The organism is Lysobacter sp. TAF61 (assembly GCF_052113485.1).
Lineage (GTDB): Bacteria > Pseudomonadota > Gammaproteobacteria > Xanthomonadales > Xanthomonadaceae > Lysobacter_J.
On the sequence record NZ_JBFRDH010000006.1, the window covers coordinates 79,287 to 104,478 of the forward strand.

21 protein-coding genes are annotated in these 25,192 nt (G+C 67.9%); 18 read left to right on the forward strand and 3 right to left on the reverse strand.

The annotated features are described in order from the left end of the window. The first annotated feature begins 4 nt into the window (after positions 1-4). From AB4Y64_RS14070 to AB4Y64_RS14130, 13 genes are all read left to right on the forward strand, one after another. A complete protein-coding gene (locus AB4Y64_RS14070) occupies positions 5-1,192 on the forward strand; it encodes a phosphoglycerate kinase (protein ID WP_441817082.1) in 1,188 nt (395 codons plus the stop codon). Between the two features lie 92 nt (positions 1,193-1,284). Beyond that, complete coding sequence (locus tag AB4Y64_RS14075) at positions 1,285-3,318, forward strand: DUF3857 domain-containing transglutaminase family protein (protein ID WP_441817083.1); 2,034 nt, start codon at positions 1,285-1,287, stop codon at positions 3,316-3,318. After that, complete coding sequence (locus AB4Y64_RS14080) at positions 3,315-5,591, forward strand: tetratricopeptide repeat protein (protein WP_441817084.1); 2,277 nt, start codon at positions 3,315-3,317, stop codon at positions 5,589-5,591. Before AB4Y64_RS14075 ends, AB4Y64_RS14080 begins: the two co-directional genes overlap by 4 nt. A 118-nt stretch (positions 5,592-5,709) precedes the next feature. After that, complete coding sequence (locus AB4Y64_RS14085; RefSeq protein WP_441817085.1) at positions 5,710-6,348, forward strand: HAD hydrolase-like protein; 639 nt, start codon at positions 5,710-5,712, stop codon at positions 6,346-6,348. A gap of 189 nt (positions 6,349-6,537) precedes the next feature. Further along, complete coding sequence (gene pyk, locus AB4Y64_RS14090) at positions 6,538-8,004, forward strand: pyruvate kinase (RefSeq protein ID WP_441817086.1); 1,467 nt, start codon at positions 6,538-6,540, stop codon at positions 8,002-8,004. A 161-nt stretch (positions 8,005-8,165) separates the two neighbouring features. Then, positions 8,166-8,819, forward strand: a complete 654-nt coding sequence (locus AB4Y64_RS14095) for a hypothetical protein (RefSeq protein ID WP_441817087.1) — start codon at positions 8,166-8,168, stop codon at positions 8,817-8,819. A gap of 163 nt (positions 8,820-8,982) precedes the next feature. After that, positions 8,983-9,993, forward strand: coding sequence for a class I fructose-bisphosphate aldolase (locus AB4Y64_RS14100; protein ID WP_441817088.1), 1,011 nt, complete (start codon positions 8,983-8,985; stop codon positions 9,991-9,993). Positions 9,994-10,276: 283 nt separating this feature from the next. Beyond that, on the forward strand, positions 10,277-10,438 hold the full coding sequence (gene napE, locus AB4Y64_RS14105) for a periplasmic nitrate reductase, NapE protein (RefSeq protein ID WP_441817089.1): 162 nt from the start codon (positions 10,277-10,279) through the stop codon (positions 10,436-10,438). Between the two features lies 1 nt (position 10,439). After that, positions 10,440-10,937 carry a ferredoxin-type protein NapF gene (napF, locus tag AB4Y64_RS14110; protein WP_441817090.1) on the forward strand — a complete coding sequence of 166 codons (498 nt, stop codon included), beginning with the start codon at positions 10,440-10,442 and terminating at the stop codon, positions 10,935-10,937. Then, a complete protein-coding gene (locus AB4Y64_RS14115) occupies positions 10,934-11,242 on the forward strand; it encodes a chaperone NapD (protein WP_441817091.1) in 309 nt (102 codons plus the stop codon). The genes napF and AB4Y64_RS14115 overlap by 4 nt, the downstream gene beginning before the upstream one ends. After that, complete coding sequence (gene napA, locus AB4Y64_RS14120) at positions 11,239-13,731, forward strand: periplasmic nitrate reductase subunit alpha (RefSeq protein WP_441817092.1); 2,493 nt, start codon at positions 11,239-11,241, stop codon at positions 13,729-13,731. Before AB4Y64_RS14115 ends, napA begins: the two co-directional genes overlap by 4 nt. Positions 13,732-13,743: 12 nt before the next feature. After that, positions 13,744-14,352 (forward strand): nitrate reductase cytochrome c-type subunit, encoded by a 609-nt coding sequence (locus AB4Y64_RS14125; protein WP_441817093.1) that lies wholly within the window; start codon positions 13,744-13,746, stop codon positions 14,350-14,352. Further along, positions 14,352-14,951, forward strand: a complete 600-nt coding sequence (locus tag AB4Y64_RS14130) for a NapC/NirT family cytochrome c (RefSeq protein ID WP_441817094.1) — start codon at positions 14,352-14,354, stop codon at positions 14,949-14,951. The genes AB4Y64_RS14125 and AB4Y64_RS14130 overlap by 1 nt, the downstream gene beginning before the upstream one ends. 3 nt (positions 14,952-14,954) lie before the next feature. On the opposite strand, the gene AB4Y64_RS14135 is transcribed toward AB4Y64_RS14130, so the two are convergent. Together AB4Y64_RS14135 and cysK are read right to left on the reverse strand one after the other, a co-directional pair. Then, complete coding sequence (locus AB4Y64_RS14135; RefSeq protein WP_441817095.1) at positions 14,955-15,479, reverse strand: O-acetyl-ADP-ribose deacetylase; 525 nt, start codon at positions 15,477-15,479, stop codon at positions 14,955-14,957. A gap of 120 nt (positions 15,480-15,599) precedes the next feature. Next, positions 15,600-16,553, reverse strand: a complete 954-nt coding sequence (gene cysK, locus AB4Y64_RS14140) for a cysteine synthase A (protein WP_441817096.1) — start codon at positions 16,551-16,553, stop codon at positions 15,600-15,602. Between the two features lie 274 nt (positions 16,554-16,827). Here cysK and AB4Y64_RS14145 point away from each other — a divergent pair, with 274 nt between their 5' ends. From AB4Y64_RS14145 to AB4Y64_RS14165, 5 genes are all read left to right on the forward strand, one after another. Next, positions 16,828-17,937, forward strand: coding sequence for an efflux RND transporter periplasmic adaptor subunit (locus AB4Y64_RS14145; RefSeq protein ID WP_441817097.1), 1,110 nt, complete (start codon positions 16,828-16,830; stop codon positions 17,935-17,937). A gap of 3 nt (positions 17,938-17,940) precedes the next feature. Beyond that, positions 17,941-21,066, forward strand: coding sequence for an efflux RND transporter permease subunit (locus AB4Y64_RS14150; protein WP_441817098.1), 3,126 nt, complete (start codon positions 17,941-17,943; stop codon positions 21,064-21,066). Between the two features lie 57 nt (positions 21,067-21,123). Further along, positions 21,124-21,681, forward strand: coding sequence for a GNAT family N-acetyltransferase (locus AB4Y64_RS14155; RefSeq protein ID WP_441817099.1), 558 nt, complete (start codon positions 21,124-21,126; stop codon positions 21,679-21,681). A 15-nt stretch (positions 21,682-21,696) separates the two neighbouring features. Next, a complete protein-coding gene (locus AB4Y64_RS14160; protein ID WP_441817100.1) occupies positions 21,697-22,635 on the forward strand; it encodes a TrmH family RNA methyltransferase in 939 nt (312 codons plus the stop codon). A gap of 77 nt (positions 22,636-22,712) precedes the next feature. Next, entirely contained in the window at positions 22,713-23,822 is a 1,110-nt protein-coding gene (locus AB4Y64_RS14165; RefSeq protein WP_441817101.1) for an alpha/beta fold hydrolase, read from the forward strand. 9 nt (positions 23,823-23,831) lie between these two features. Here AB4Y64_RS14165 and AB4Y64_RS14170 read toward each other — a convergent pair whose 3' ends face one another. After that, positions 23,832-25,004, reverse strand: a complete 1,173-nt coding sequence (locus tag AB4Y64_RS14170) for a serine hydrolase domain-containing protein (protein ID WP_441817102.1) — start codon at positions 25,002-25,004, stop codon at positions 23,832-23,834. Between the last annotated feature and the right edge of the window lie 188 nt (positions 25,005-25,192).

A 25,192-nucleotide genomic window follows, 5' to 3' on the forward strand; every position in this document is an offset into this window, starting at 1 on the left:
CCCCATGTCCATCGTCCGCATGTCCGACCTCGACCTCGCCGGCAAGCGCGTGCTGATCCGGGAGGATCTCAACGTTCCGATCGAGCATGTCGATGGGATGCCCGCTCGCATCACCTCCGAGCAGCGCATCACCGCGGCGGTGCCGACGATGAAGCTGGCACTGGAGAAGGGCGCGGCGGTGATGGTCACCTCGCACCTGGGCCGGCCGAAGGAAGGCGTGTGGAGCGAGGCCGATTCGCTGGCCCCGGTCGCAAAGCGCCTCTCGGAGCTGCTCGGGATTGAGGTGCCGCTGGTCAAGGACTGGGTCGACGGCGTCGATGTTGCCCCGGGCCAGCTGGTGCTGCTGGAGAACTGCCGCATGAACGTCGGCGAGGGCAAGGACGACGAGGCGCTGTCGAAGAAGTACGCAGCGCTGTGCGACGTCTACGTCATGGACGCCTTCGGCACCGCCCATCGCGCCCAGGCGTCCACGCACGGCGCGATCCGCTTCGCCAGGGTCGCCGCGGGTGGTCCGCTGCTGATGGCCGAACTCGATGCACTGGCCAAGGCGCTCGACAATCCGGCCCGGCCGCTGCTGGCGATCGTCGCCGGCTCCAAGGTCTCGACCAAGCTCGAACTGCTGGCGTCGCTGGTCAGCAAGGTCGACCAGCTCATCGTCGGCGGCGGCATCGCCAACACCTTCATCGCCGCGATGGGCCACGGCGTAGGCAAGTCGCTGGTCGAGAACGACCTGGTCGACACCGCGAAGAAGATCATGGCCGATGCCAGGGCGCGTGGCGCCGACATCCCGGTGCCGACCGACGTCGTGGTCGCACCGGCCTTCGCTGCCGATGCCCCGGCCACGGTCAAGGCGGTCGACGCGGTCGGCGCCGACGACATGATCCTCGACATCGGCCCGGACACCGCCGCGCGCTACGCCGAACTGATCAAGGCCGCCGGCACCGTGGTCTGGAACGGCCCGGTCGGCGTGTTCGAGTTCGACGCCTTCGGCAAGGGCACCGAAACCCTGGCGCGCGCAATCGCCGCCAGCAAGGCGTTCTCGATCGCCGGCGGTGGCGACACCCTGGCCGCGGTCGACAAGTACGGCATCGAGCAGGACGTGTCCTACATCTCCACCGGCGGCGGCGCCTTCCTCGAGTTCCTCGAAGGCAAGGAACTGCCGGCCGTCACCGCGCTCACGGCGCGGGGCTGACCTCGCGGGCCTGACCGCGCGGGGTCGCCCCCTTCCTCCATCCGCCTCCTGTTCCATTAGTATTCGACGCAGGGGAAAACTGGGGGCGGTGGATGCGTATCGCATGGGTGGTGCTGGCCTGGCTGCTGGCCGGTTCGGTGTGCGCGGGTGAAGTGGAATACCAGCGCGGTGAATACCGCTTCAAGGTGGCCGACGCGCCAGCGTTCGTGCAGCGTCACGACGTGCCGGCGCGCTGGGACGCAGCCGCGCCCGGCGCCAGCGGTGCGCCATGGCGCTTCTGGCTGTACGACGTGCAGATCGACCACCGCAAGGGGCACGACGGCTTCTACGTCGATTACGTCTACGAGGCCAAGGCGGCATCGCTGCTCGGTGAAGCCGGCCGCTTCCAGATCCAGTTCAACCCGGGCTACCAGCAACTGACCATCCATCGCGTCGAACTGCGCCGTGGCGGCAAGTGGCAGCCGCGGCTGGCGCCGGAGCGGATCTCGCTGGCGCGCCGGGAAAGCGAGTTCGAGCAGGACCTGGCCGACGGTGAGGTCACCGCGCTGATCGTGCTCGACGACGTCCGCGTCGACGATGTGGTCCGCATCAACTACACCATCACCGGCAGCAACCCGGTGCTGGCCGGCAACACGGTCGACGCGATGAGTTTCGGATGGCGCAGTCCGGTGCTTGATGCGCGCCTGCGCGCGGTCTACGACGGCGGCAGCGCACTCAACGTGCACCGCGAGAACAATGCTCCCGAAGGCGTCATCGCCCAGATCGATGGCCGGACCGAGGCGTTGTTCGTGCGGCACGGTATCCCGGCCTATGTCGACGAGGACAACTACCCGATCTGGTACCAGCCCTACCCGGTAGCCTCGGTGGCGCTCAAGCGCAACTGGAGCGACGTGGTGACCTGGGCGCTGCCGCTGTATCCGCGCGCCGTCCTGCCGGCCGACCTGGAAACGAAGATCGCTCAGTGGCGCAAGCTCGGCGATCCCTACGCGCAGGTGAAGGCGGCTTTGCGCACCGTGCAGGAGCAGGTGCGCTACTTCGGAGTCGAGATGGGCGAGAACTCGCACCGTCCGTCGCCGCCGGCCGACACCTGGACGCGCCGTTACGGCGACTGCAAGGACAAGGCCTACCTGCTGGTGACCGTGCTGGAGCGACTGGGCATCGACGCGTCGCCGGCGCTGGTGTCGACCACGCGTGGGCGCCGTATCGCCGACCTCACCCCGGCCGCATCGCTGTTCAATCATGTGATCGTGCGCGCCAGGGTCGGCGCCGACGTGCTCTGGATCGACCCGACCCTGACGGCCCAGGGCGGCGATCCGCGCGACAGCGACCAGAGCCAGTACGGCGTGGCGTTGCCGGTCGCCGCCGGCGTCACGGCGCCGCAGCCGATCGCTGCGCCCGCGAAAGCCGACGTCCAGATCGTGGTCAACGAGCATTTCGTGCCGAGCGTCGACGGTCGCGAAGTCATGCTGGACGTCGAGACCACTTACCAGGGCCGCACCGCCAACAATGCCCGTCGCCAGTTCGCCGGCCAGCGCATCGAGGAAGTGTCGCGACGCTATTCCGACTATTACCGCCAGCGCTTCGGCGAACTCACGGTGACCTCGCCGGCCGTGGTCCGCGACGATCTCGATCGCAACCGGATCACACTGGTGGAACGCTACCGCCTGGCTAATCCGTTCGACAACGAGGGTGGTGGCAAGGCGCTGAATGTCTATGCCGAGACGTTGTCGGCGCAGAGCGCGCTACCGCCGTCGATGTCGCGCAACGGCCCCTTGTACTTTGGCCAGCCGGTGCGCCTGCGCCATGAGATGCATGTCGACGTGCCCAAGGGCTGGAAGCCGTCGTTCCAGAACGAGGTCGCCAGTTACGCCTCACCGGGGTTCGCCTATCGACGCGACATCAAGATCGACGATGGGCACGTCAACCTGACGTACGACATGAACGTGCTCACCAACGACATCAGCGCCGAGCAGGTCCCCGCGCACGTCGCCGAGTTGCGCATGCTGCGCGACGACCTGTCGGCGCGCCTGCGCTTCCAGTTGCCGCTGGCGCAGCAGGCCGAGGATCGCGACCTGCGCCTGAAGTCCCTGCTCAAGTCCGTGATCGAGGAGACGCAGACGCCATGACCCGCCGACTTTCCCTGCACGTCACCTTGCAGCTTGCGCTTCTCGCGCTGGCTGCGCCCGCCGCCGCGGCTGGACCGGCGACGCCTGACTTCGACGCGGCCCAGGCCTGGCAGCAGTTCCTCGCCCACGGCGAGTTCGAGCCGGCGACGAAGGCGTTCGACCTGATGGACACCGTTTCCTACGACGGTGAACACGTGGACGCGGCCGCCTGCACGCAACACCGCGACGTGGTCGCCAGTTCCGTCGCCGCCGCGCCGATCAGCATCGTGGTGCGGCGCATCGCTTACATGTGCGCGCAGGCCACCGGTGACGATGCTGCCGCCGAGCGCGAGATGACGGCATTGGCTGCGCTGTCGCGGTACGCCCTGGGCCAGGCGGGCGACCCCGGCACCAGCAAGCCGATCCGCGTGCTGGGAGCGTCCGATGCCACCGCGCTGGTGATGGCCAGCGGCATGGACGTGCTGTCGGTGACCTACGACTCGCCGCGGCCGGAACGCTATTTCCCGCTGGTGATCGTCGGCTGGGACGCCGAGGCCAAGGTCGAGCGCCACCTGACCTTCGACTACATCGACACCATGTACCAGATCTCCCGCAGCGAACCCGGCTACGGGTTTCCGGTGCTGCGCAACGGGCTGGTCGTCAACATGATCGACGGCGCCAGCAACGAGCCGTCCGCGCGCGATGTCACCGCCGTGCGCAAGTCGCGCGAGACCGACGACATCGATGAAAAACTGGAGGTCCTGCGCCCGGCCGCACGCGACGGTGGCCTGCGCTCGGCCTTCGAATGGGCCCAGGTGTGCGGCACCGCACCCACGACGGCGTGCGGCGAAGGCTTTGTCGATGCGCTGCTGCCGCGCGCCGAGCAGAAGCAGGCGCTGTCGATGGTGTTGCTCGCCTATGCGCACCTGCAGGGCCTGGGCGTGGCGCGCGACGAGGCCACGGCGTGGACGCTGCTGGATGCGGCCGATCGTCGCTGGCCCAACTACGGCGCCACCGCCGAGTTCACCCGCTTGTGGCTGCGGATGCACGAGGATCCCATTCCCGACGACGCCATGCCGCCTGCGCTGCAGAAGCGGCTGGATCGCGCCGCCGCGGAGGGCAACCGCTTCGCCCGTCGCGAGGCGCTGCGGCGCAAGGTGCTGTCGAAGGCCAAGCCGAAGCTGGATGCGGACGAGCTGGCGTTCCTCGCCGAACCGGCCGAGAACGGCAACGGCGCCGGCTTCGCGCTGCTCGCCGACTACTACGACCGCGAAGGCCAGCCGCAGCTGGAGCGGCAGTGGCAGGAGAAGTCGGCCGACGCCGGTACTGCGATGGCGCAGGCGACGTACGGTTCGGCCCTGATCTTTGGCGACGGCGCGCGCGACGCAGTGCGTGGCGAGCAGTACGTGGTGCTGGCTGCGCACGGCGGCGTGGTCTGGGCCATGCGCCACCGCGCCGAGCTCAGTCTTCGCGAAGGACAGTGGGCGCAGGCGGAAAAGTGGCTGTTGCCGGCTGCCTACATGGGCGACTTCGATGCCTTGTTCGATATCGCCGACCTGTATGCGCGGGACGAGCCGGGCCTCCAGGGCAATGCGGCCGATGCGGTGCGGATCCTCAAGGCGCTGGCCGACGGCAGCCAGGCCGGACGGGCGCGGGCGAGCCTGGCCGACATGGCCCTGGCCGGTCGCGGCATGAAGAAGGATCCGCAGCAGGCGCTGCAATGGCTGTTGCCTGTGGCCGAGAAGGGCGACCTGTACGCGCAGGCCCGTCTGGGCATGAGTTACCTGTGGGGCGACTTCGGCAAGGTCGACGAAGCCAAGGCGATGCGCTGGCTGAAAGCGCCGCTGGCCGCCAGGCAGCCGTGGGCCAGCACCTTCTACGGCAGCTGGCTCTTCCACCACAAGGGCAGCCCGCAGACGCGTGCGCAGGCGATCGTCCTGTGGCAGCAGGGCGCCGACGGCGGCATGACCAACGCGTACAACGAACTGGCATGGGCGGCCTGCACGTCGCCGTATCCGGACACGTTCAATCCGGCGATGGGCATGCAGGCCGTGGCGAAAATGGCCGAGCCGACCACCCTCGACCTGCCCGAACTCGACACGGTCGCTGCCTGTCACGCCGCTGCCGGCGATTTCAAGCGCGCGGTCGAGCTGCAGGCGCTGGCGCTGGAGCGCGCCGACGCGATGGCCGTCAAGTTGCCGGACTACAAGGAGATGGCCGACGGCTTCCGCGAGCGCCTGGCGCTGTACCGCGCCGATCGCCACTACGTGCAGGACGAGAAGAAGGCGCTGTAGGAAGCGCGAGTCGCCAAACCCGCGCCTTGTCCGGACCGGGTGCGTCGGGTCCAATGGCGGGCGGGTGGCTGCGGATGGCGCAGTTGCCCGTCCTCTCCCGACGGAAGTACCACGCATCATGGCAACCCTGTTTTTCGACATGGACGGCACGCTGATCGACTCGGCGGTCGGCATCACCCGTTGCGTCGAGTACGCGCTGACCCGCATGGGCCTGCCGGTTCCGCCACAACCGGAACTGCGGCGCTGGATTGGCCCGGCACTGCGCACCAGTTTCGGACCGCTGCTGGACGATCCGCAGCAGGTCGAGCAGGCCGTGCTGCATTACCGCGACCGCTTCGAAAGCCACGGCTGGGCCGAGCATGAGGTCTATGCCGGCATCGGCGAGACCATCGAAGCCCTGCACGCGGCCGGCCATCGCCTGGCGGTGGTCACCGCCAAGAACGAACCGCACGCGCGCAAGATCGCCGCCCACCTGCCGTTCGGCCATCGCTTCGACGACATCGTCGGCGCGACCCTGGATGGCCGCATCAGCCACAAGGACCAGCTGATCGGCGAGGCGCTGCGGCGCTTCGACGTCGCTGCCGGCGAGTGCTGGATGATCGGCGACCGGCGCATGGACATCGAAGGCGCGCGCCACCACGGCATGCGCAATGTCGGCGTGCTGTGGGGCTTTGGTGGCGAGAGCGAGCTGCGCGAGGCGGGGGCGTTGCACCTGGCCGATGCACCGCGCGACTTGCAGGGGCTGCTGGTGGCCTGAAGGCGGCGGGGAGAGGGTTCGCGTCGCCGCTGGTCTGCTTTTGCCCGGGTGATTGCAGACCACTTGGCCACATCCCCCACGGTATGGATGGCCCGCATCGCAATTGCATGCGTATTCAATTCGAATGAACGCACAGCTGTGCTAGCGTCGCCCGAATCAATGGAAACGCACCAGGCGAAGCAGCAATCGATGACGACCACACAGCGCCGCACCAAGATCCTCGCCACCCTCGGCCCGGCCACTGATCCGCCGGGCGTGCTCGATGCACTGCTCACCGCCGGCGTCGACGTGGTCCGGTTGAACTTCTCGCACGGCGATCCGTCCTCGCAGGTGGCCCGCGCCGAAGCCGTTCGCGAAGCCGCCAAGCGGGTCGGCGTGGAAGTCGGCATCCTCGCCGACCTGCCTGGTCCGAAGATCCGCATCGAGCGTTTCGCCGAGGGCAAGGTGCTGCTCAAGGCCGGCGACCGTTTCGACCTGGTGGCCAGCGCCAATCCGCCGCCGGGCAACCTGCGCGAAGTCGGCGTCAGCTACCTTGGCCTGCCCGATGACGTCCGTCCCGGCGACGTGCTGCTGCTCGACGACGGCCTGCTGCAGTTGCGCGTCGGTGCGATCGAAGGCGAGCGCATCATCACCACCGTCCTCAACGACGGTGCGCTGTCCGACCGCAAGGGTCTCAACAAGCAGGGCGGTGGCCTTTCGCTGGGCGCACTGACCGAACGCGACAAGGAGCTGATCCTGGTCGCGGCCGAACTCGGCGCCGACTTCATCGCGGTGTCGTTCTGCCGCAACGCCGAAGACATGAACGAGGCGCGTCGCATCGCCCGCGCCGCCGGCTGCGATGCCGCGCTGGTGTCGAAGATCGAGCGCGCCGAAGCGATCGAGAACCTGTCGGAGATCGTCGACGCCAGCGACGTGGTCATGGTCGCGCGCGGTGACCTGGGCGTGGAGATCGGTGATGCCGAACTGCCGGGCCTGCAGAAGAAGATCATCCGCGAGGCATTGGAGCGCAACCGCGTGGTGATCACCGCCACGCAGATGCTGCAGTCGATGGTCGACAGCCCGATCCCGACCCGCGCCGAAGTGCTCGACGTCGCCAACGCCGTGATCGACGGCACCGACGCGGTGATGCTGTCGCAGGAATCGGCTGCCGGCCGCTACCCGGTCAAGGCGGTCGAGGCGATGGCGCGCATCTGCCTGGGCGCCGAGCGCCAGTTCAATCGCGACACCGATTTCGAAGCCGCGCCGCGCAACCTCGAGCGTGCCGACCAGGCGATCGCCATGGCGACGATGTTCCTGTCCGAGCACATCGGCGTGCGCGCGATCGTGGCCATGACCGAATCCGGCGGCACCGCGCGCTTCCTCTCGCGCTTCCGCTCGCAGGTGCCGATCTTCGCGATGTCGCGCCATGACGGCGCGCGCCGGCGCATGACGATGATGCGCGACGTCGTCGCCTATGACTTCGACAGCCGTGGCCTGACCTCGCGCGATGCCGCCCGCAGCGCGATCAAGGCGCTGTTCAAGCAGGACCGGCTCAGCGTCGGCGACCGCGTCATATTCACCAGTGGCGACCACATGGAGCAGCACGGCGCGACCAATACGCTGCGCCTGTTGCAGGTCGGCGCCGACGGCACCGCCGAGGGCCTGGGCGAGCTCTAGTCCGCGTTCGTTGCAGGCGCCGGGTCGTCCGCGCCTGCCAGCTGGGAGAGGGTGGCGCGAAGGCGGCGTGATGGCCGCCGATTCATGGCCGGCGCGTTGGCGATAGCAATCCCTCCCCACAGGGAAGTGCCGTGCCAACAGCCAGAGCCGGGCTTGCCACGATGGCATTGTTTGCCGCCTGCATGGCGTTGTCTGCCTGCACCACCGTCGGCATGCACACGCAGGAGCGCTTCACCACCCGGTACGGTCCGCCGGTGCAGCTGCGCGTGTGCGTGCTGCGCACGGCCGATGTCAGCCAGCAGCGTGTCGACAAGCTCATCGCCGACGTCAACCAGGAATTCGCGCCGTACGGCATCGAGGTGGTGGTGCCCTGGGTGCGGTCGTGGACGCGTGCCGGCTTCGCCCATCGCAGCCTGTTCGATGACGTCATCTCGCACGAACTCGAAGCGCCCTGCGATCGCCTGGTCGCATTCGTCGACCGCAATGCCGGCGATTTCCTCTGGGGCCTGCTGATGCCGGAAGTGCTGGGGAGCGTCGACGACCCGACCCACACCCGCGGCTACGTGGTCGCCACCCAGGTGTCGCTCAACCAGGTGTTCACGCCGCCGGGCAAGGCCACCGTGCACGAGTTCTACCACCTGCTCGGGTGCCCGCACGCAGGCGAGCTGACGGCCTGCTATGCGCAGATCGCCGCGCTCAAGCGCAGCATCGATCCGGCCGCGGATTTCTTCCCGGGCGTGGACGAGTACGGCCAGCCGCTGAAGACCCGCGACGCCGCCAATCGCGCCATGCACCAGGCGATCGCCGGGCAGTGATGCTGGTCAGTGATGCCGGTGCAGGCGCAGGCCGCCCAAAGTGGTATTGGATCTGAGGGTGCCGGCGACGCAAGTTATTGATTCGTGGTCGACTTGGCCGGGCGGAGGCGGGCGGCTGCCGCTATAATGCCGGGCTTCCCACCCCGCTCCCGCAGGACGTCCAATGAGCATCGAACAGCTTGCCGAAACCGCCCAGGCCATGGTGGCCCCGGGCAAGGGCATCATCGCCATCGATGAGTCCACCAGCACCATTGCCAAGCGCTTCGCCGGCGTCGGCATCGAGAACACCGAAGAGAACCGCCGCGCCTACCGCGAACTCCTGCTGGCCACGCCCAAGCTGAGCGATTACATCTCCGGTGCGATCCTGTTCGACGAGACCATCCGTCAGTCGACCAGGAGCGGCGTTCCGTTTGCCAAGTACATGTCCGACAACGGCATGATCCCGGGCATCAAGGTCGACAAGGGCACCTACGCGCTGGCCGGTTTCCCGGGCGAAGTGGTGACCGAGGGCCTGGACGGTCTGCGTGCGCGCCTGGAGGAGTACTACAAGCTCGGCGCGCGTTTCGCCAAGTGGCGCGCGGTGATCAACATCAGCGACGATTCGCCGTCGGGCACCTGCATCGACACCAATGCGCACGCGCTGGCGCGCTATGCGGCGCTGTGCCAGGAGCAGGGCCTGGTGCCGATGGTCGAGCCGGAAGTGATCATGGACGGTTCGCACGACATCGAGACCTGCTTCGAGGTCACCGAGGTCACGCTGCGTTCGCTGTTCGCTTCGCTGTACGAGCACAACGTGATGCTCGAGGGCACCATCCTCAAGGCATCCATGGTCCTGCCGGGCACCACCAGCGGCGAGAAGGCCAGTGTCGAGGACGTCGCCGCGGCCACGCTGCAGTGCCTGAAGTCGACCGTGCCGGCGACGCTGCCGGGCATCGTGTTCCTGTCCGGTGGCCAGGCCGACGAGGACGCGACCGCGCACCTCAACGCGATGAACCAGATGGGCCCCAATCCGTGGCCGCTGTCGTTCTCCTACGGTCGTGCGATGCAGCAGGCAGCGCTGAAGCTGTGGTCGCAGGACCTGGTCAACAACTTCGCCAAGGCCCAGCAGACGGTGTACGAGCGCGCTCGCGACAACGGTCTGGCTGCGCTTGGGCAGTGGAAGCAGGCTGCGTAAGCGTCCTTCCGAATCAGCAGAAGAGCCGGCCTTGCGCCGGCTTTTTTGTTTGTGGGCCGAAAACGCCCATCCGGGAACCGCCACGCCGACCACGACGCCCATCCGAAAGCCGACATTGCGCGCAACGCTTCGTTAACACGACGCGTTAACACCCCGTGGCGTACCACTGACGCCGGCCTTGAGCTGGTGTCGTGCGGTCTGGTTTGAGCTGGATCAAGGTAGCGGTTGGGGTGGGGCGTCATCCTCCCTGCGGACGGAATGGATCTTCGGACGGAGCCAGCCAATGGGCCAGCCAGACGACACGGTCATCAGGCGCCGCGAGCGGATCGCGTTCCTGCTGCTCACTGCGGTCGTATTCCCGCTGCTGACGGTGATGTTCGTCGGTGGCTACGGTTTCGTGGTCTGGATCTGGCAGATGTTCGCCGGTCCGCCGAGCGGTCACTGACGTGTCCGCCGTTCCCGATCGTTCGCGTCGCGCGCTGTTGCTTGGGCGGCAGGCCGCACGCACGCCGTTGCGGCCGCCATGGGCCCTGGCCGAATCCGAATTCGTTGATGCCTGCACCGGTTGCGGCGCCTGCGTCGAGCGCTGCCCCGAGCAGGTGCTGGTGCGCGGCGCAGGGGGTTACGCGGTGTTCGATCCGCGCCTGGGCGAGTGCACGTTCTGCGGCGACTGTGTCGATGCGTGTGCGCCGAATGCGCTCGACCGCGACGTCGCCGCCATGCCATGGCACACGCTCGCGGTGGCCGGCGATGCCTGCCTGCCGCGGCATGGCGTGGTCTGTTCGAGTTGTCGCGATGCCTGCCCGGAGCGGGCGATCGCGTTCCCGCTGTCGACTTCCGTGCCGACGCCCGTCGTCGACGCCGCGCGCTGCAATGGCTGCGGGGCGTGCGTGGGTGTATGCCCGGTCGAGGCGATGGCCATCACCCATCTGGAGCAGGCATGAGCAGCGACAGCGCCGCCAACGACGTGCATATCGCCAGTTTCGTTGTTCAGCATCGCGGCGAAGCCGCGTCGGCGCTGGCCACCTGGATCGCCGCCAGCGACGACATGGAGCTGGCGCGCAGCGAGGGCACGCGCAGCATCGTGCTGTGCGAATGCGCCGACCAGTACGGCCTGCTCGATCGAATCGAGGCGCTGCGCGCCGTGCCGGGCGTGCTCAATGTCCTGCTGGTCTATCACCACGCCGAACCGGGCGAGGCGCTCGATATGCCCATGCCCACGCAACCAGTCACCGGAGCCGCGCCATGACCACCCGCCGCGAGTTCATCCGCAACAGCGCAGTCACCACCGCCGCGGCCGCCGCCGGCATGTCGTTGCCCGGCGGCGCGGCCAACATCGTCACCGAAGGCGACCTGACCGCGCTGAAGTGGGACAAGGCGCCATGCCGCTTCTGCGGCACCGGCTGTGGCGTCAACGTCGCCGTCAAGGACGGTCGCGTGGTCGCCACCCACGGCGATGTCCATGCCGAGGTCAACCGCGGCATCAACTGCATCAAGGGCTATTTCCTGTCGAAGATCATGTACGGCAGCGATCGCCTGACCAAGCCGCTGCTGCGCAAGAAGGACGGCGTCTACGCGAAGGAAGGCGACTTCGTCGAAGTCGAATGGGACGAGGCCTTCGACGTCATGGCCGCGCAGTTCAAGCGCGTGCTCAAGGCCAAGGGCGGCGACGCGATCGGCATGTTCGGTTCCGGCCAGTGGACGATCTTCGAGGGCTATGCCGCCAACAAGCTGATGAAGGCCGGTTTCCGCAGCAATCACATCGATCCAAACGCGCGCCATTGCATGGCCTCGGCGGTGATGGGCTTCATGCGCACCTTCGGCATGGACGAACCGATGGGCTGCTACGACGACTTCGAGGCGGCCGACGCATTCGTGCTGTGGGGTTCGAACATGGCCGAGATGCACCCGATCCTGTGGACGCGGGTGACAGATCGCCGCCTGACCAATCCCAACGTCAAGGTCGCCGTGCTGTCCACCTTCGAGCACCGCAGCTTCGAGCTGGCCGACATCCCGATCGTGTTCAAGCCGCAGACCGACCTGGTCATCCTCAACTACATCGCCAACCACATCATCAAGAGCGGCAAGGTCAACAAGGACTTCGTCGACAAGCACACCAGCTTCAAGCAGGGCAACGACGACATCGGCTATGGGCTGCGCCCGGAACACCCGCTGGAGATGAAGGCGAAGAACGCCAAGGATGCCGGCGGCGGCAAGGTGATCGACTTCGACCAGTTCGCCGCGTTCGTGGCCCCGTACACGCTGGAGAAGACGGTCGAGATGACCGGCGTGGAGGCCGGCTGGCTGCAGAAGCTGGCCGAGCTGTACGCCGACCCGAAGATCAAGGTCACCTCGTTCTGGACCATGGGCTTCAACCAGCACACGCGCGGCGTGTGGGCCAACAACATGGTCTACAACCTGCACCTGCTGACCGGCAAGATCGCCACGCCCGGCAACAGCCCGTTCTCGCTGACCGGTCAGCCTTCGGCCTGCGGAACAGCGCGCGAGGTCGGCACGTTCAGCCATCGCTTGCCGGCCGACATGGTGGTGACCAATCCCGAGCACCGCAAGCACGCCGAGGAGATCTGGAAGATCCCGCACGGCATCATCAAGGCCAAGCCGGGCTACCACGCCGTCGAGCAGAACCGTGCGCTCAAGGACGGCAAGCTCAACGCCTACTGGGTCCAGGTCAACAACAACATGCAGGCGGCGGCCAACCTGCGCGAGGAAGGCTGGCCGGGCTACCGCAACCCGGAAAACTTCATCGTCGTGTCCGACGCCTATCCCACCGTGACCGCGCAGGCCGCCGACCTCGTGCTGCCGGCGGCGATGTGGGTGGAGAAGGAGGGCGCCTATGGCAACGCCGAGCGTCGCACCCAGTTCTGGCACCAGTTGGTGAATGCGCCGGCGCAGGCGCGATCGGACCTGTGGCAGCTGATGGAATTCTCCAAGCGCTTCACCACCGACGAGTGCTGGCCGGCCGATCTGCTGGCCGCCAATCCCGGGTTCAAGGGCAAGACGCTGTACGACGTGCTGTTCCGCAACGGCAACGTCGACAAGTTCCCGCTGGCCGACATCGAGAAGGGCTACGCCAACGACGAGTCCACTCACTTTGGCTTCTACGTGCAGAAGGGCCTGTTCGAGGAGTACGCCACGTTCGGCCGCGGCCATGGCCACGACCTGGCGCCGTTCGACGACTATCACCGCACGCGCGGGCTGCGCTGGCCGGTGGTCGATGGCAAGGAGACGCGCTGGCGCTACCGCGAAGGCGCGGACCCCTACGTCAAGGCCGGCACCGGCTACCAGTTCTACGGCAATCCCGACGGGCGCGCGGTGATCTGGGCGTTGCCGTACGAGCCGCCGGCCGAGTCGCCGGACAAGGAATACGACATGTGGCTGGTCACCGGGCGCGTGCTCGAGCACTGGCATTCGGGTTCGATGACGATGCGCGTGCCGGAGCTGTATCGCAGTTTCCCCAGCGCGGTGATCTTCATGAACCCCGACGACGCCAAGGCGCGCGGGCTCAAGCGCGGCGACGACGTCCGCGTGGTGTCGCGGCGCGGCGAGATGCGTACCCGCGTGGAGACGCGTGGCCGCAACCGGATGCCGCCCGGGGTGGTGTTCGTGCCGTGGTTCGATGCCGGGCAACTGATCAACAAGGTCACGCTCGACGCCACCGATCCGATCTCCAAGCAGACCGACTTCAAGAAGTGCGCGGTCAAGGTCCTGGGCGCCTAGGAGGGAATGGCCATGCGCAACAAGCCTTTGTTGATCGCTGCCGGAATGACTGTCGCGGTGATGGCGATCATATTCTTCGCCGGCTGGCTGTTCGGGCGGATGGTCGCCCGGCATGACCGCGCCGGCGAAGCGCAGGTGGCGGCAGCGCCGGCGCAGCCGGCCGAGTCGGCCGGATCGGTAATGGGCCGTACCGGTTCGCGCCAGCTGGACGCATTGCGTCGCGGCGTGCCCGTCGACCAGGAGGCGGTGCCGGTGCCGATGGCGCGGGTGGAGAATGTCGACCGAAAGCGCGAGCGTGCCTACCCGATGCAGCCGCCGACAATCCCGCACGCCATCGACGGTTACCAGATCGACAAGAACAGCAATCGCTGCATGCTCTGCCATGCCCGTGCCAACGCCGAGAAGTTCCAGGCGCCGCCGGTCAGCGTGACCCACTACATGGACCGCGACGACCAGTTCCTGGCGTCGATCTCGTCGCGGCGCTACTTCTGCAACCAGTGCCACGTCGTCCAGACCGACGCGCCGGAGCTGGTGGGCAACACCTTCCAGGACATCGACAAGGTGCTGGCGGCCGCCGAATCCGGCCAGGCCGGCGCCACCTCCGCCCGGGAGAGCAAGTGATGCTGCGGCGCTGGCTGGAAGCGCTCAGGCCCTACTGGCGCACGCTGCGCTCACCCAGCGTGCACTACAGCCTGGGCTTCCTGGTGGCGGCGGGATTCGTCGCCGGGATCATGTTCTGGGGCGGCTTCAACACCGCCCTGGAAGCGACCAACACCGAGAAGTTCTGCACCGGCTGCCACGAGATGCACGACAACGTGTTCCAGGAGCTGAAGACGACCATCCACTACAGCAACCGTTCCGGCGTGCGCGCAACCTGCCCGGACTGCCACGTGCCGCATCAATGGACCGACAAGATCGCGCGCAAGATGCAGGCGTCGAAGGAGGTGTGGGGAAAGGTGTTCGGCACGATAGATACGCGCGAGAAATTCCTCGATCACCGCCTCGAGCTGGCGATGCACGAATGGGCGCGCCTGAAGGCCAACGACTCGCTGGAGTGCCGCAATTGCCACGACTACGACTCGATGGACCTGACCCGGCAGGGATCGCGCGCATCGCAGATCCACAAGCGCTGGCTCGGCACGGGCGAGAAGACCTGCATCGATTGCCACAAGGGTGTGGCGCATCACCTGCCGGACATGGCCGGCATCCCGCAGGGCTGAGCGTCAGATCGAGTCCAGCATCGCGCGATAGCGCTGCGCCATCTCGTTGCCGAAGCAGGCGAACGTGACCGCGATCGGTTGCTTGTGCGCGGCCTGCCACTGATCCACCGCCGACACCGCCAGCGGCACCGCCAGTTCCGGCGGATAGCCGTACACGCCGCAACTGATCGCGGGGAACGTGATCGACTCGGCGCCGTGCTGCATCGCCAGCTCCAGGCTGTTGCGATAGCAGGCGGCGAGCAATGCCGGCTCGCCGGCGTTGCCGCCGTGCCAGACCGGGCCGACGGTGTGGATCACGTGGCGCGCGGGAAGGCGATGGCCAGCGGTGATGCGCGCCTCGCCGGTCGGGCAGCGCACGCCGGGCCGGACCTGCGGCAGCGCCCGGCACTCCTCGAGCAGGCCCGGGCCGGCAGCACGATGGATCGCGCCGTCGACACCGCCGCCTCCCAGCAGCGCTTCATTGGCGGCGTTGACGATGGCGTCGACCGCCAGGATCGTGATGTCGCCTTCGAACACGTGCATGGTCATGGCTGAACACTTCCATTGCGGTCATTCCCGCGAAGGCGGGAACCCAGTGACGTGCATGCGCCTCAAGTCGCTGGGTCCCCGCCTTCGCGGGGATGACGGGGCCTTGAGCGCAGCGGCGGCCTACAACGCCGCCAGCCACTCGTCGTCGGAGCCCTCGTTCACGCCTTCGAACAGGAACGTGCTGAGGTAACGCTCGCCGGTGTCGGGCAGCATCGCCAGGATCACCGCGCCCTTGTCGGCATTGCGCGCCACTTCCAGCGCCGCCGCCACGGTGGCGCCGGCGGAGATGCCGACGAAGATGCCTTCCTCGCTGGCCAGGCGTCGTGCGGTATCGCGCGCGAGCACGTCGTCGATGGGCAGGATCGCATCGGCCACATCGCGGTTGAGCACCTCGGGAACGAAGTCCGGCGTCCAGCCCTGGATCTTGTGCGGCTGCCATTCCTTGCCCGAGAGCAGCGCCGCACCCGCCGGCTCGCAGGCGGTCACGCGCACTTCCGGGCGGGCGACCTTGAGCACTTCGCCGACCCCGGTGAGGGTGCCGCCGGTGCCCCAGCCGGTGACGAAATGATCGAGCCGGCGCCCGGCGAAGTCGCGCAGGATCTCGGCCGCGGTGGTCTGGCGGTGGTAGGCCGGGTTTGCCGGGTTCTGGAACTGGCGGGCGAGGAACCAGCCGTGCTGCCTGGCCAGCTCTTCGGCGCGACGGACCATGCCGCTGCCGCGTTCGGCCGCCGGGGTCAGGATGACCTTGGCGCCGAAGGCGCGCATCAGCTTGCGCCGTTCCATCGAGAAGGTTTCCGACATGGTCGCGACGAACTTGTAGCCGCGGGCCGCGCAGACCATCGCCAGTGCCACGCCGGTGTTGCCGGACGTGGCTTCGACCACGGTGTCGCCCGGCTTGAGCAGGCCGCGCGCTTCGGCATCGAGGATGATCGCCAGGGCGAGGCGGTCCTTGACCGAGCCGCCGGGGTTGAACGCTTCGACCTTCGCGTAGACGGTCACGTGGTCCGGAGCCAGGCGGTGCAGGCGCACGACCGGGGTGTGGCCGATTGTGTCGAGGATGCTGTCGTGGATCATTTTCGACTCCTGGCAGGGGTGGGAAGTCGTGCGGGCCGCCGCTGGACGGGGCCGGGAGCCCAGGCAGCCATGGGAGCCCTGGGTCGCCGATGTGTGATCGCCGGCGCAGAGTGCCACAGTCGCGCTGGCCGTTGCAGACCGCCTGGCGCGGCCACGAAGCGCGGCCAGGGCTGTGCCCAGTGTGTTGTCAACCAATGGCCTACGCAGACGTTAACCCTGGACCGCTAGAATCCAATGGTTTGGGCACACCGGTGCCCCATGTTCAGAGAGCCGCATGCGACTTACCCCGGGTTTCCAGGCCAGCTGTCTGCTGGTTTTCGCCTTCGCGCTGGCCGCGTGCGGCAGCAATGACGCCAAGCAGCACGACGGCGGCGGCGATCGGCCGATCCCGGTCACCACCCAGCAGGTGAGCATGCAGCCGTGGAGCGACACCGTGATGGCCCTCGGCAACGTCAAGGCGCGCGAGTCGATCACCGTCACGGCCAAGGTCAGCGAGACCGTCGAACAGGTGCACTTCAACAGCGGCGACAGCGTGGCCGCCGGCGCGCCGCTGATCACCCTGACCGGGCGCCAGCAACAGGCCGCCCTGGCCCAGGCCGAAGCCGCGGCCAATGAATCCGAGCAGCTGTACAAGCGCCAGACCGAACTGGACACACAGCAGCTCATCGCACGCTCGACCCTAGACACCCAGCGCGCCGCCCGCGACGTCGCCCGCGCCCGCGTCGCGCAGATGCGCGCCGACATCGGCGACCGCGTGATCCGCGCCCCGTTCAGCGGCGTGCTCGGCATCCGCCAAGTCAGCCCGGGCGCGCTGGTCACCCCCGGCACGCCGATCGCCACGCTCGACGACACCGCGCGCGTCTACGTCGACTTCCCGGTGCAGGAGGCCTTGCTGGCCAGCCTCGCCGTCGGCCAGAACGTCAGCGGCACCAGCACCGCCTACCCGGGCCGTCATTTCGAAGGCGTGGTGAGCACGGTCGATGCGCGCGTCGACGAGGCCACCCGCGCCGTCACTGTCCGCGCCGACTTCGCCAACGACGGCCGCGAACTGCGTCCGGGCATGCTGCTGCAGATGACGCTCGTGCGGCCGGAGCGGCAGGCACTGCTGGTGCCGGAGATCTCGATCGTGCAGGTCGGCACCGACAGCTTCGTCTACCGGGTCAAGGCCGACGCGTCGGTCGAACGCGCCGACGTCAAGGTCGGCAGCCGCCGCGACGGCAAGGCCGAGGTCGTGCAGGGGCTGAAGGTCGGCGACCGCATCGTCGTCGACGGCACCGGCAAGTTGCGCATCGGCAGCAAGATCTCCGACATCAGCACCGACACCGGAGCAGACAGAAAATCCGGGCAGACGGCCGAGCTGGTCACGCCTGCCAGCCGGGGCTGAGCCATGAACCTGTCCGATCTGTCCATCCGCCGTCCCGTGTTCGCCACGGTGATGAGCCTGCTGCTCATCGTGCTCGGCGTGATGGCGTTCTCGCGCCTGACATTGCGCGAACTGCCGGCGATCGACCCGCCGATCGTGTCGGTCGACGTCAACTACCCCGGCGCCTCGGCGGCGGTGGTGGAAACCCGCATCACCCAGATCCTCGAGGACGCGCTGGCCGGCATCGAGGGCATCGAGACCATCGAGTCGCGCAGCATCAACGGCCGCGCTTCCATCAGCATCGAGTTCACCCTGTCGCGCGAAATCGAGGCGGCCGCAAACGACGTGCGCGATGCCGTCAGCCGCGTCAGCAACCGCATGCCCGACGAAGCCGACCCGCCGCAGATCGAGAAGGTCGAGGCCGACGCCGATCCGATCCTCTGGCTCAACATGAGCTCGACGAAGATGGACACGCTGCAGCTGTCCGACTACGCCGAGCGCTACGTGGTCGACCGGCTGTCATCGGTCGACGGCGTCGCCCAGGTCCGCATCGGCGGCCAGCAGCGCTACGCGATGCGCGTGTGGATCGATCGCGACGCGCTCGCCGCGCGCGGCATCACCGTCAACGATGTCGAGAACGCGCTGCAGGCCGAGAACGTCGAGCTGCCGGCCGGCCGCATCGAGTCCAATTCCCGCGACTTCACCCTGCGCGTGGCGCGCAGCTACCAGAAGCCCGAGGACTTCGCCCAGATCCCGCTGGCCAAGGGCGCCGACGGCTACGTCGTGCGACTGGGCGACGTGGCCAGGATCGAACTGGCCTCGGCCGAGCGCCGCGCCTACTACCGCAGCAACGGCGAACCCAACATCGGCCTTGGCATCGTCAAGACCTCCACCGCCAACAGCCTCGATGTCGCCCGCGCCGTCCGCGCCGAGGCCGAGCAGGTGCAGAAGACGCTGCCGCAGGGCACCAGCATCTTCGTCGCCTTCGACACCACGGTGTTCATCGAATCGGCGGTCGAGCGCGTCTACCACACCCTGGTGGAAGCCATCATCCTGGTGCTGCTGGTGATCTGGCTGTTCCTGGGCAGCATCCGCGCGGCGCTGATTCCGGCCGTGACGGTGCCGGTGTGCCTGATCGCCGCGTTCATACCGCTGTATCTGTTCGGCTTCTCGATCAACCTGCTGACCCTGCTGGCGCTGGTGCTGTGCATCGGCCTGGTGGTCGACGATGCGATCGTGGTGCTGGAGAACATCCAGCGCCGCATCGACCTGGGCGAACCGCGCCTGGTCGCGGCCAAGCGCGGCACCAAGCAGGTCGCCTTCGCGGTGATCGCGACCACCGCGGTGCTGGTGGCGGTGTTCCTGCCGGTCGGCTTCATGGAAGGCAACACCGGCCGCCTGTTCCGCGAACTGTCGGTGGCGCTGGCCGGCGCGGTGGCGCTGTCGGCGTTCGTCGCGCTGACGCTGACGCCGATGATGTCGTCCAAGCTGGTGCGCGCGCACAGCGAGGAGAAATCCAACCCGGTCAACCGCTGGGTCAATGCGCGCCTGGACGGCATCGGCAAGCGCTATCGCCGCTTCCTCGACCACAGTGTCGACCACCCGTGGGTGTTCGGTGGCGTGATGGTGGTGGCGATCGTCCTCAGCCTGGTGCTGTTCAAGGTGGTGCCCTCGGAGCTGGCGCCGCCGGAAGACCGCGGCTCGTTCCAGATCAGCATCCTTGGCCCGGAAGGCGCCGGTTTCGACTACACCGTCGGCCAGGTGCAGCAGGTCGAGAAGATCGTCGCCGCGCATACCGGCAAGAACGGCGTGATCCAGCGCTACAACCCGCGCGTGCCCGGCGGCTTTGGCGCGAGTGAGGAGATGCACACCGGCCGCATCGCCGTGTTCCTGAAGGACTGGAAGGAGCGCGACATCAGCACCGCCGACGTCGCCAAGCAGCTGCAGGGCGAGCTTGGCAGCCTGCCGGGCGTGCGCGCGATGCCGCAGGTCAGTGGCGGCCTGGTGCGCGGTCGTGGCCAGCCGATCAACATCGTGCTCGGCGGCCCCGAATACGCCGAGCTGGCCCAGTGGCGCGACAAGCTGCTGGCGAAGATGGAACAGAACCCGGGCTTCTTCTCCACCGACTCGGACTACAAGGAAACGCGCCCGCAGATGCGCGTGGAGATCGACCGCCAGCGCGCCGCCGACCTCGGCGTGCCGGTGACCGACATCGGCCATGCCCTGGAGACGATGATGGGCAGCCGTCGCGTCACCACCTTCGTGCAGAACGGCGAGGAGTACGACGTCATCGTCCAGTCCGACCGCGAGCTGCGCGCGTCGCCGGCCGACCTGGAAGCGATCCAGGTGCGGGCACGCGATGGCGCGCTGATCCCGCTGTCTAACCTGGTGACGCTGCGCGAGCTGGCCGAGCCGGGCAGCCTCAACCGCTTCAACCGCCTGCGCGCGATCACCATCAGTGCCGGCCTGACGCCGGGCTACCGCATGGGCGAAGCCATGCAGTGGCTGGAAAAGACGGTGCAGGAAGAACTGCCCGACCACGCCCAGATCGACTGGAAGGGCGAGTCGCGCGAGTACCTCAAGGCCGGCGGCGCAGTGCTGCTGACCTTCACCCTGGCGCTGCTGATCGTCTACCTGGTGCTGGCGGCGCAGTTCGAGAGCTTCATCCATCCGTTCGTGATCATGCTGACGGTGCCGCTGGGCGTGCTCGGTGCATTGATCGGCCTGGCGTTGACGGGCGGCACGCTCAATCTGTTCAGCCAGATCGGCATCGTGATGCTGGTGGGCCTGGCGGCGAAGAACGGCATCCTGATCGTCGAGTTCGCCAACCAGTTGCGCGATGAAGGTCGCAGCATCCACCAGGCGATCGTCGAGGCCTCGGCAGTGCGCCTGCGCCCGATCCTGATGACGTCCATCGCGACCGTGGTGGGTGCGGTGCCGCTGGTGGTGGCGGGCGGTCCGGGTTCGGCCAGCCGCGCGACGATCGGTATCGTGGTGATCTTCGGCGTGTCGTTCTCGACGCTGCTGTCGCTGTTCGTGGTGCCGGCGTTCTACGTGCTGCTGGCCAGGTACACGAAGTCGCCCGAAGCGGTGTCGCAGGAGCTGGAGAAGCTGGAGGCACAGACGCCTTCGGTCGGCGGGCACGCCTGACCGGCCGCAAAGCGGCCAGGGAGAGGGGACGCCGCAGCGATCGGTTACCCTTGCCTCATGCCCAACCTGCTCCGCCAGCACGACCTCCAAGACGTGCGCCTGGCCGGCGACGGCTTCGTGTTGCGGCCATGGCGCCCGGATGACCTCGATGACTTGCTGGCGCACGCAAACGACGAGCGCGTCGTGCGTGGCCTCAGCGACCGTTTCCCGCATCCATACACGCGCGTGGACGGCGAGCGGTTCCTCGCCGGCCAGGTCGTCGACCTGACCGACCCGGTGTTCGCGATCGAAATCGAAGGCGACGCCTGCGGCGGCATCGGTGCGCGCCCCGGGCAGGGCGACCGGCGGCATTCGGCGGAGATGGGGTACTGGCTGGGCCATGCCCGTTGGGGCCGTGGACTGATGACGAAAGTGGTGGCGCTGTATGTGCCGTGGCTGATCCAGAGCCACTGGCTGTACCGCCTGCAGGCAACCGTGCTCGACAGCAACCCCGCGTCGGCAAGGGTGCTGCAGAAGAACGGATTTGAAGAAGAGGGCGCGCAACGTTGCGCCGTAGTGAAGTCCGGCGAGGTGCATGACCTGCGCGTGTTCGCGAAGGTGCAGCCGCCAAGATGAGAAGGAACACGACAGATGCGACATGATCCCCCCGGCAAGCCGCCGCGCGGCCCGCGCCAACCTCCGACCGGTCAGCCCTGGGGGCGTCCGCCGCGTGAGCGCAGCCAGACGCCCTCCGATCGTCCGCCGCGTGCACCGCGCGCGCCTTACGGGTCGCACGCGCCGCGTCCGGCCGAGGCCGCGCACGAAGCCGACCACGACCTGGGCCCGTCGGCGCGCGAGCGTCGCAGCGCCGAGCTGCGCCTGTACGGACTCAATGCCGTGCGCGCGGTGTTCGCCCGGCGTCCGCAGGCGATCCGCAAGGTCTATCTGGCCGAAGCGCGCATTCCGGCCCTGCAGCCGATGTTGAAGTGGTGTGTCGCCAACCGAGTCGGCTACCGCGTGGTCGATGAGGAAGACCTGCACAAGCTCGCCGCCAGTGCGCATCACGAAGGCGTCGTCGCCGATGTCCTGCGCGAGGAGCCGATGGCGCTGTCGAACTGGCTGCGCGAACTTCCGGCCGGACCGCAATGCGCGATCTGGCTCGATGGCGTCGGCAACCCGCACAACTTCGGCGCGATCCTGCGCTCGGCCGCGCACTTCGGCGTCAGCGCGATCCTGCTGCCGAAGCACTCGACGTTGACGCTCTCCGGGGCGGCCGCGCGCGTCGCCGAAGGCGGCGCCGAGATCGTGCCGATGGTCCGCCTGGGCCGCACCGACAACGCCATCGCGCAGCTGCGCAGTGTCGGCTTCACCCTCGCCGCGACCGTGGTGCACGGTGGCAGCGACCTGTTCACCGCGCCGCTGCCGCAGCGCGTGATCTACGTGCTCGGCGCCGAAGGCGAGGGCATGGATCGGGAACTGGCCGCGGCCTGCGACCTGCGCCTGTCGATCCCCGGCACGGGCGCGGTGGAAAGCCTCAACGTCGCCTCCGCGGCGGCCGTGCTGCTGGCGAGCTGGCGCGCACGCCGCTGAATTGCAACCATCGCGCCGTCGAACGTATCCATTGGCTCAAGGCCGGCGGCGTCTGCCGGTCTTTCCAAGGAGAGTTCATGCTCAAGCGATCGATTGCGTTGATGGCCCTGCTGGCCTCGTCCCTGTCCCTCCACGCCGGGGAATGCCCGGACCGTTCGTCGTACCAGCCGTCGCGCGAGATCATCGCCGACATGCAGAAGATCGTCGCCCCCAACGGCGTGCAGGAGTCCTACAAGACCCGCATCGGCGGCATCGAGCAGTGGCTCGATGTGCGCGGCCAGGACCGCGACAACCCGATGATCCTGTTCGTGCACGGCGGCCCGGCCTCGCCGATCACGCCGACCGCCTGGCAGTTCCAGCGGCCGATGGAGGAATACTTCACGGTGGTCAACTGGGACCAGCGCGGCGCCGGCAAGACCTTCAACGAGACCACGCCGCCGGAGTCGATCAGCGACACCATCCATATCCAGCGTTACGTCGACGACGCCATCGAGGTCGCCGAGTACCTGCGCCAGCGTTATCACAAGAAGAAGCTGATCCTGGTCGGCCACAGCTGGGGCACGATCGTCGGCATGAACGCCGCGCTCAAACGTCCGGACCTGTTCCATGCCTACGTCGGCATCGGCCAGGCCATCAACGTTCGCGACAACGAGCGCATCAGCTACGACTACGGCGTCCAGCAGGCCCGGGCGCACAAGAACGAAGAGGCGCTGCGCGAGCTGGCATCGATCGCGCCGTATCCCGGCAACCAGCCGATCACCCGCGAGCGGATCATCATCGCGCGCAAGTGGCCGCAGTTCTACGGCGGCCTCACCGCGTATCGCGACGATTCGATGTACTTCTATCGCGGTCCGCGACTGTCACCGGACTACAGCGACCTCGACCGCTGCGCGATCGATGATGGCAATGTCTTCACTCTCGGCCGGATCCTGCCGGAGTTCGTCGACGTCGACTTCAAGGGCGTGCACGAGTTCCCGATTCCGGTGGTGATGTTCATGGGCCGCCACGACTACACCACGCCGTCGCAACCGACCGAAGCGTGGCTGCGCCAGGTCAAGGCGCCCTACAAGCAGGGCGTCTGGTTCGAGCGCTCGGCGCACATGATCCCGTGGGAAGAACCGGGCAAGACCCTCACCAGCCTGCTGCAGTACGTGCGGCCGCTGGCGACCGGCGAAGCCACGCGGTAAGCGTGGCCGTCAACGTGCCTGCGGTGCGCTCCGGCGCGCCGCAAGCACCTTGCCGATGAACTGGTCGAGCGCGTCGCCGCGGTCGATCCAGCGCACGACGATCAGCAGGTCGCTGTCGCGATCGATGTAGACGACGTTCTGGCCGTTGCCGCGGAAGGTGACGCTGCTGGCCGGCGCCGACGGCAGCGCCTTGCGGCCGGTGTTGAGGAACCAGTTGCAGTAGCCGTACTGGTCGTTGTCGCTGCCCGGCGTGCGCGCCTTTGCGATCCACTCGGGCGAGACCAGCTGGCGGTCCTGCCAGCGGCCGTCGCGCAGGAACAGATAGCCGAAGCGGGCCAGATCCCAGCTGTCGATGAACATGCCGCCGCCCCAGTGCCCGCCGCCGGACACCGACTGCAGCTTCTCGCCGTCCAGTTCGATCCAGGAATTGCGGTAGCCGTGCCAGCGCCAGCGGCTGCTCGCGCCGATCGGATCCATGATCCGCTCGCGCAGCACCTGCGGCAGCGGCTGGCGCCACACCTGCAGCGCCGCCAGCGCCAGCACGTTCACGCGCACGTCGTTGTACATGTAGTGGCTGCCGGGCACGTGGCGCGCGCGCTGCGGCCACTGCTCCGGCGGCCCGGATGGCCGGTCGGCCCAGTCGGGCTTGCCCCACAGCGTGCCTTCCCAGTCGCTGGTCTGGCGCAGCAGGTGCTCCCAGGTGATCGGCGCATTGTGTTCGGATGCGAACAGGTCGACATCGCGCGGCATGTAGCCGGCCACGCGGTCGTTGGTGTCGCCGATCCGCCCGTCCTGCCAGGCCAGTCCGACCACCGTGCCGAGGAAGGTCTTGGTGACGCTGTGGCTCATGTCGAGGCTGTGGGTGTCGCCGAACTCGGCGATCACGCGGCCGCCACTGACAATCACCCCGTTGATTGCGGCGCGCTCGGACGTGGGCCCGAGCAGCCCGCCAAAGGCCGGCTCCTTGCTGCCGAAACTCTGCGCCAGCGATTGCGCCTGGTCGCGTGGCTCCGGCGCCTCGTGTGCCTGGGCGAAGGCAATGGCCTGCTGCAGTCGCTGCGGATCGAAGCCGGCCTGCGCAGGCGTCACCCGCTCCCAGTCGCCACGCGGCGGATAGTAGGTCGTCGTGCTGCCTTCGCCGGCAGCGGCGACGAACGACACAAGGACCAACAGCAGGGTCAATGCGTGCTGGCGAAGGGGAAGATGGGCTGGCTTGGCAGGCATGGGTCCGGCGGGGTCGCTCGGGAAGTTGCCGCAGGATAGCGGAGGCCGTGGGCCTCGACGCTGCGGCCGGTCACGCCGAATTAACTTTTTCAGTGCAATCGTCCGCTGGCGCCGGAGTGCGCCGGCTCGCGGCAGCACCCGATGCG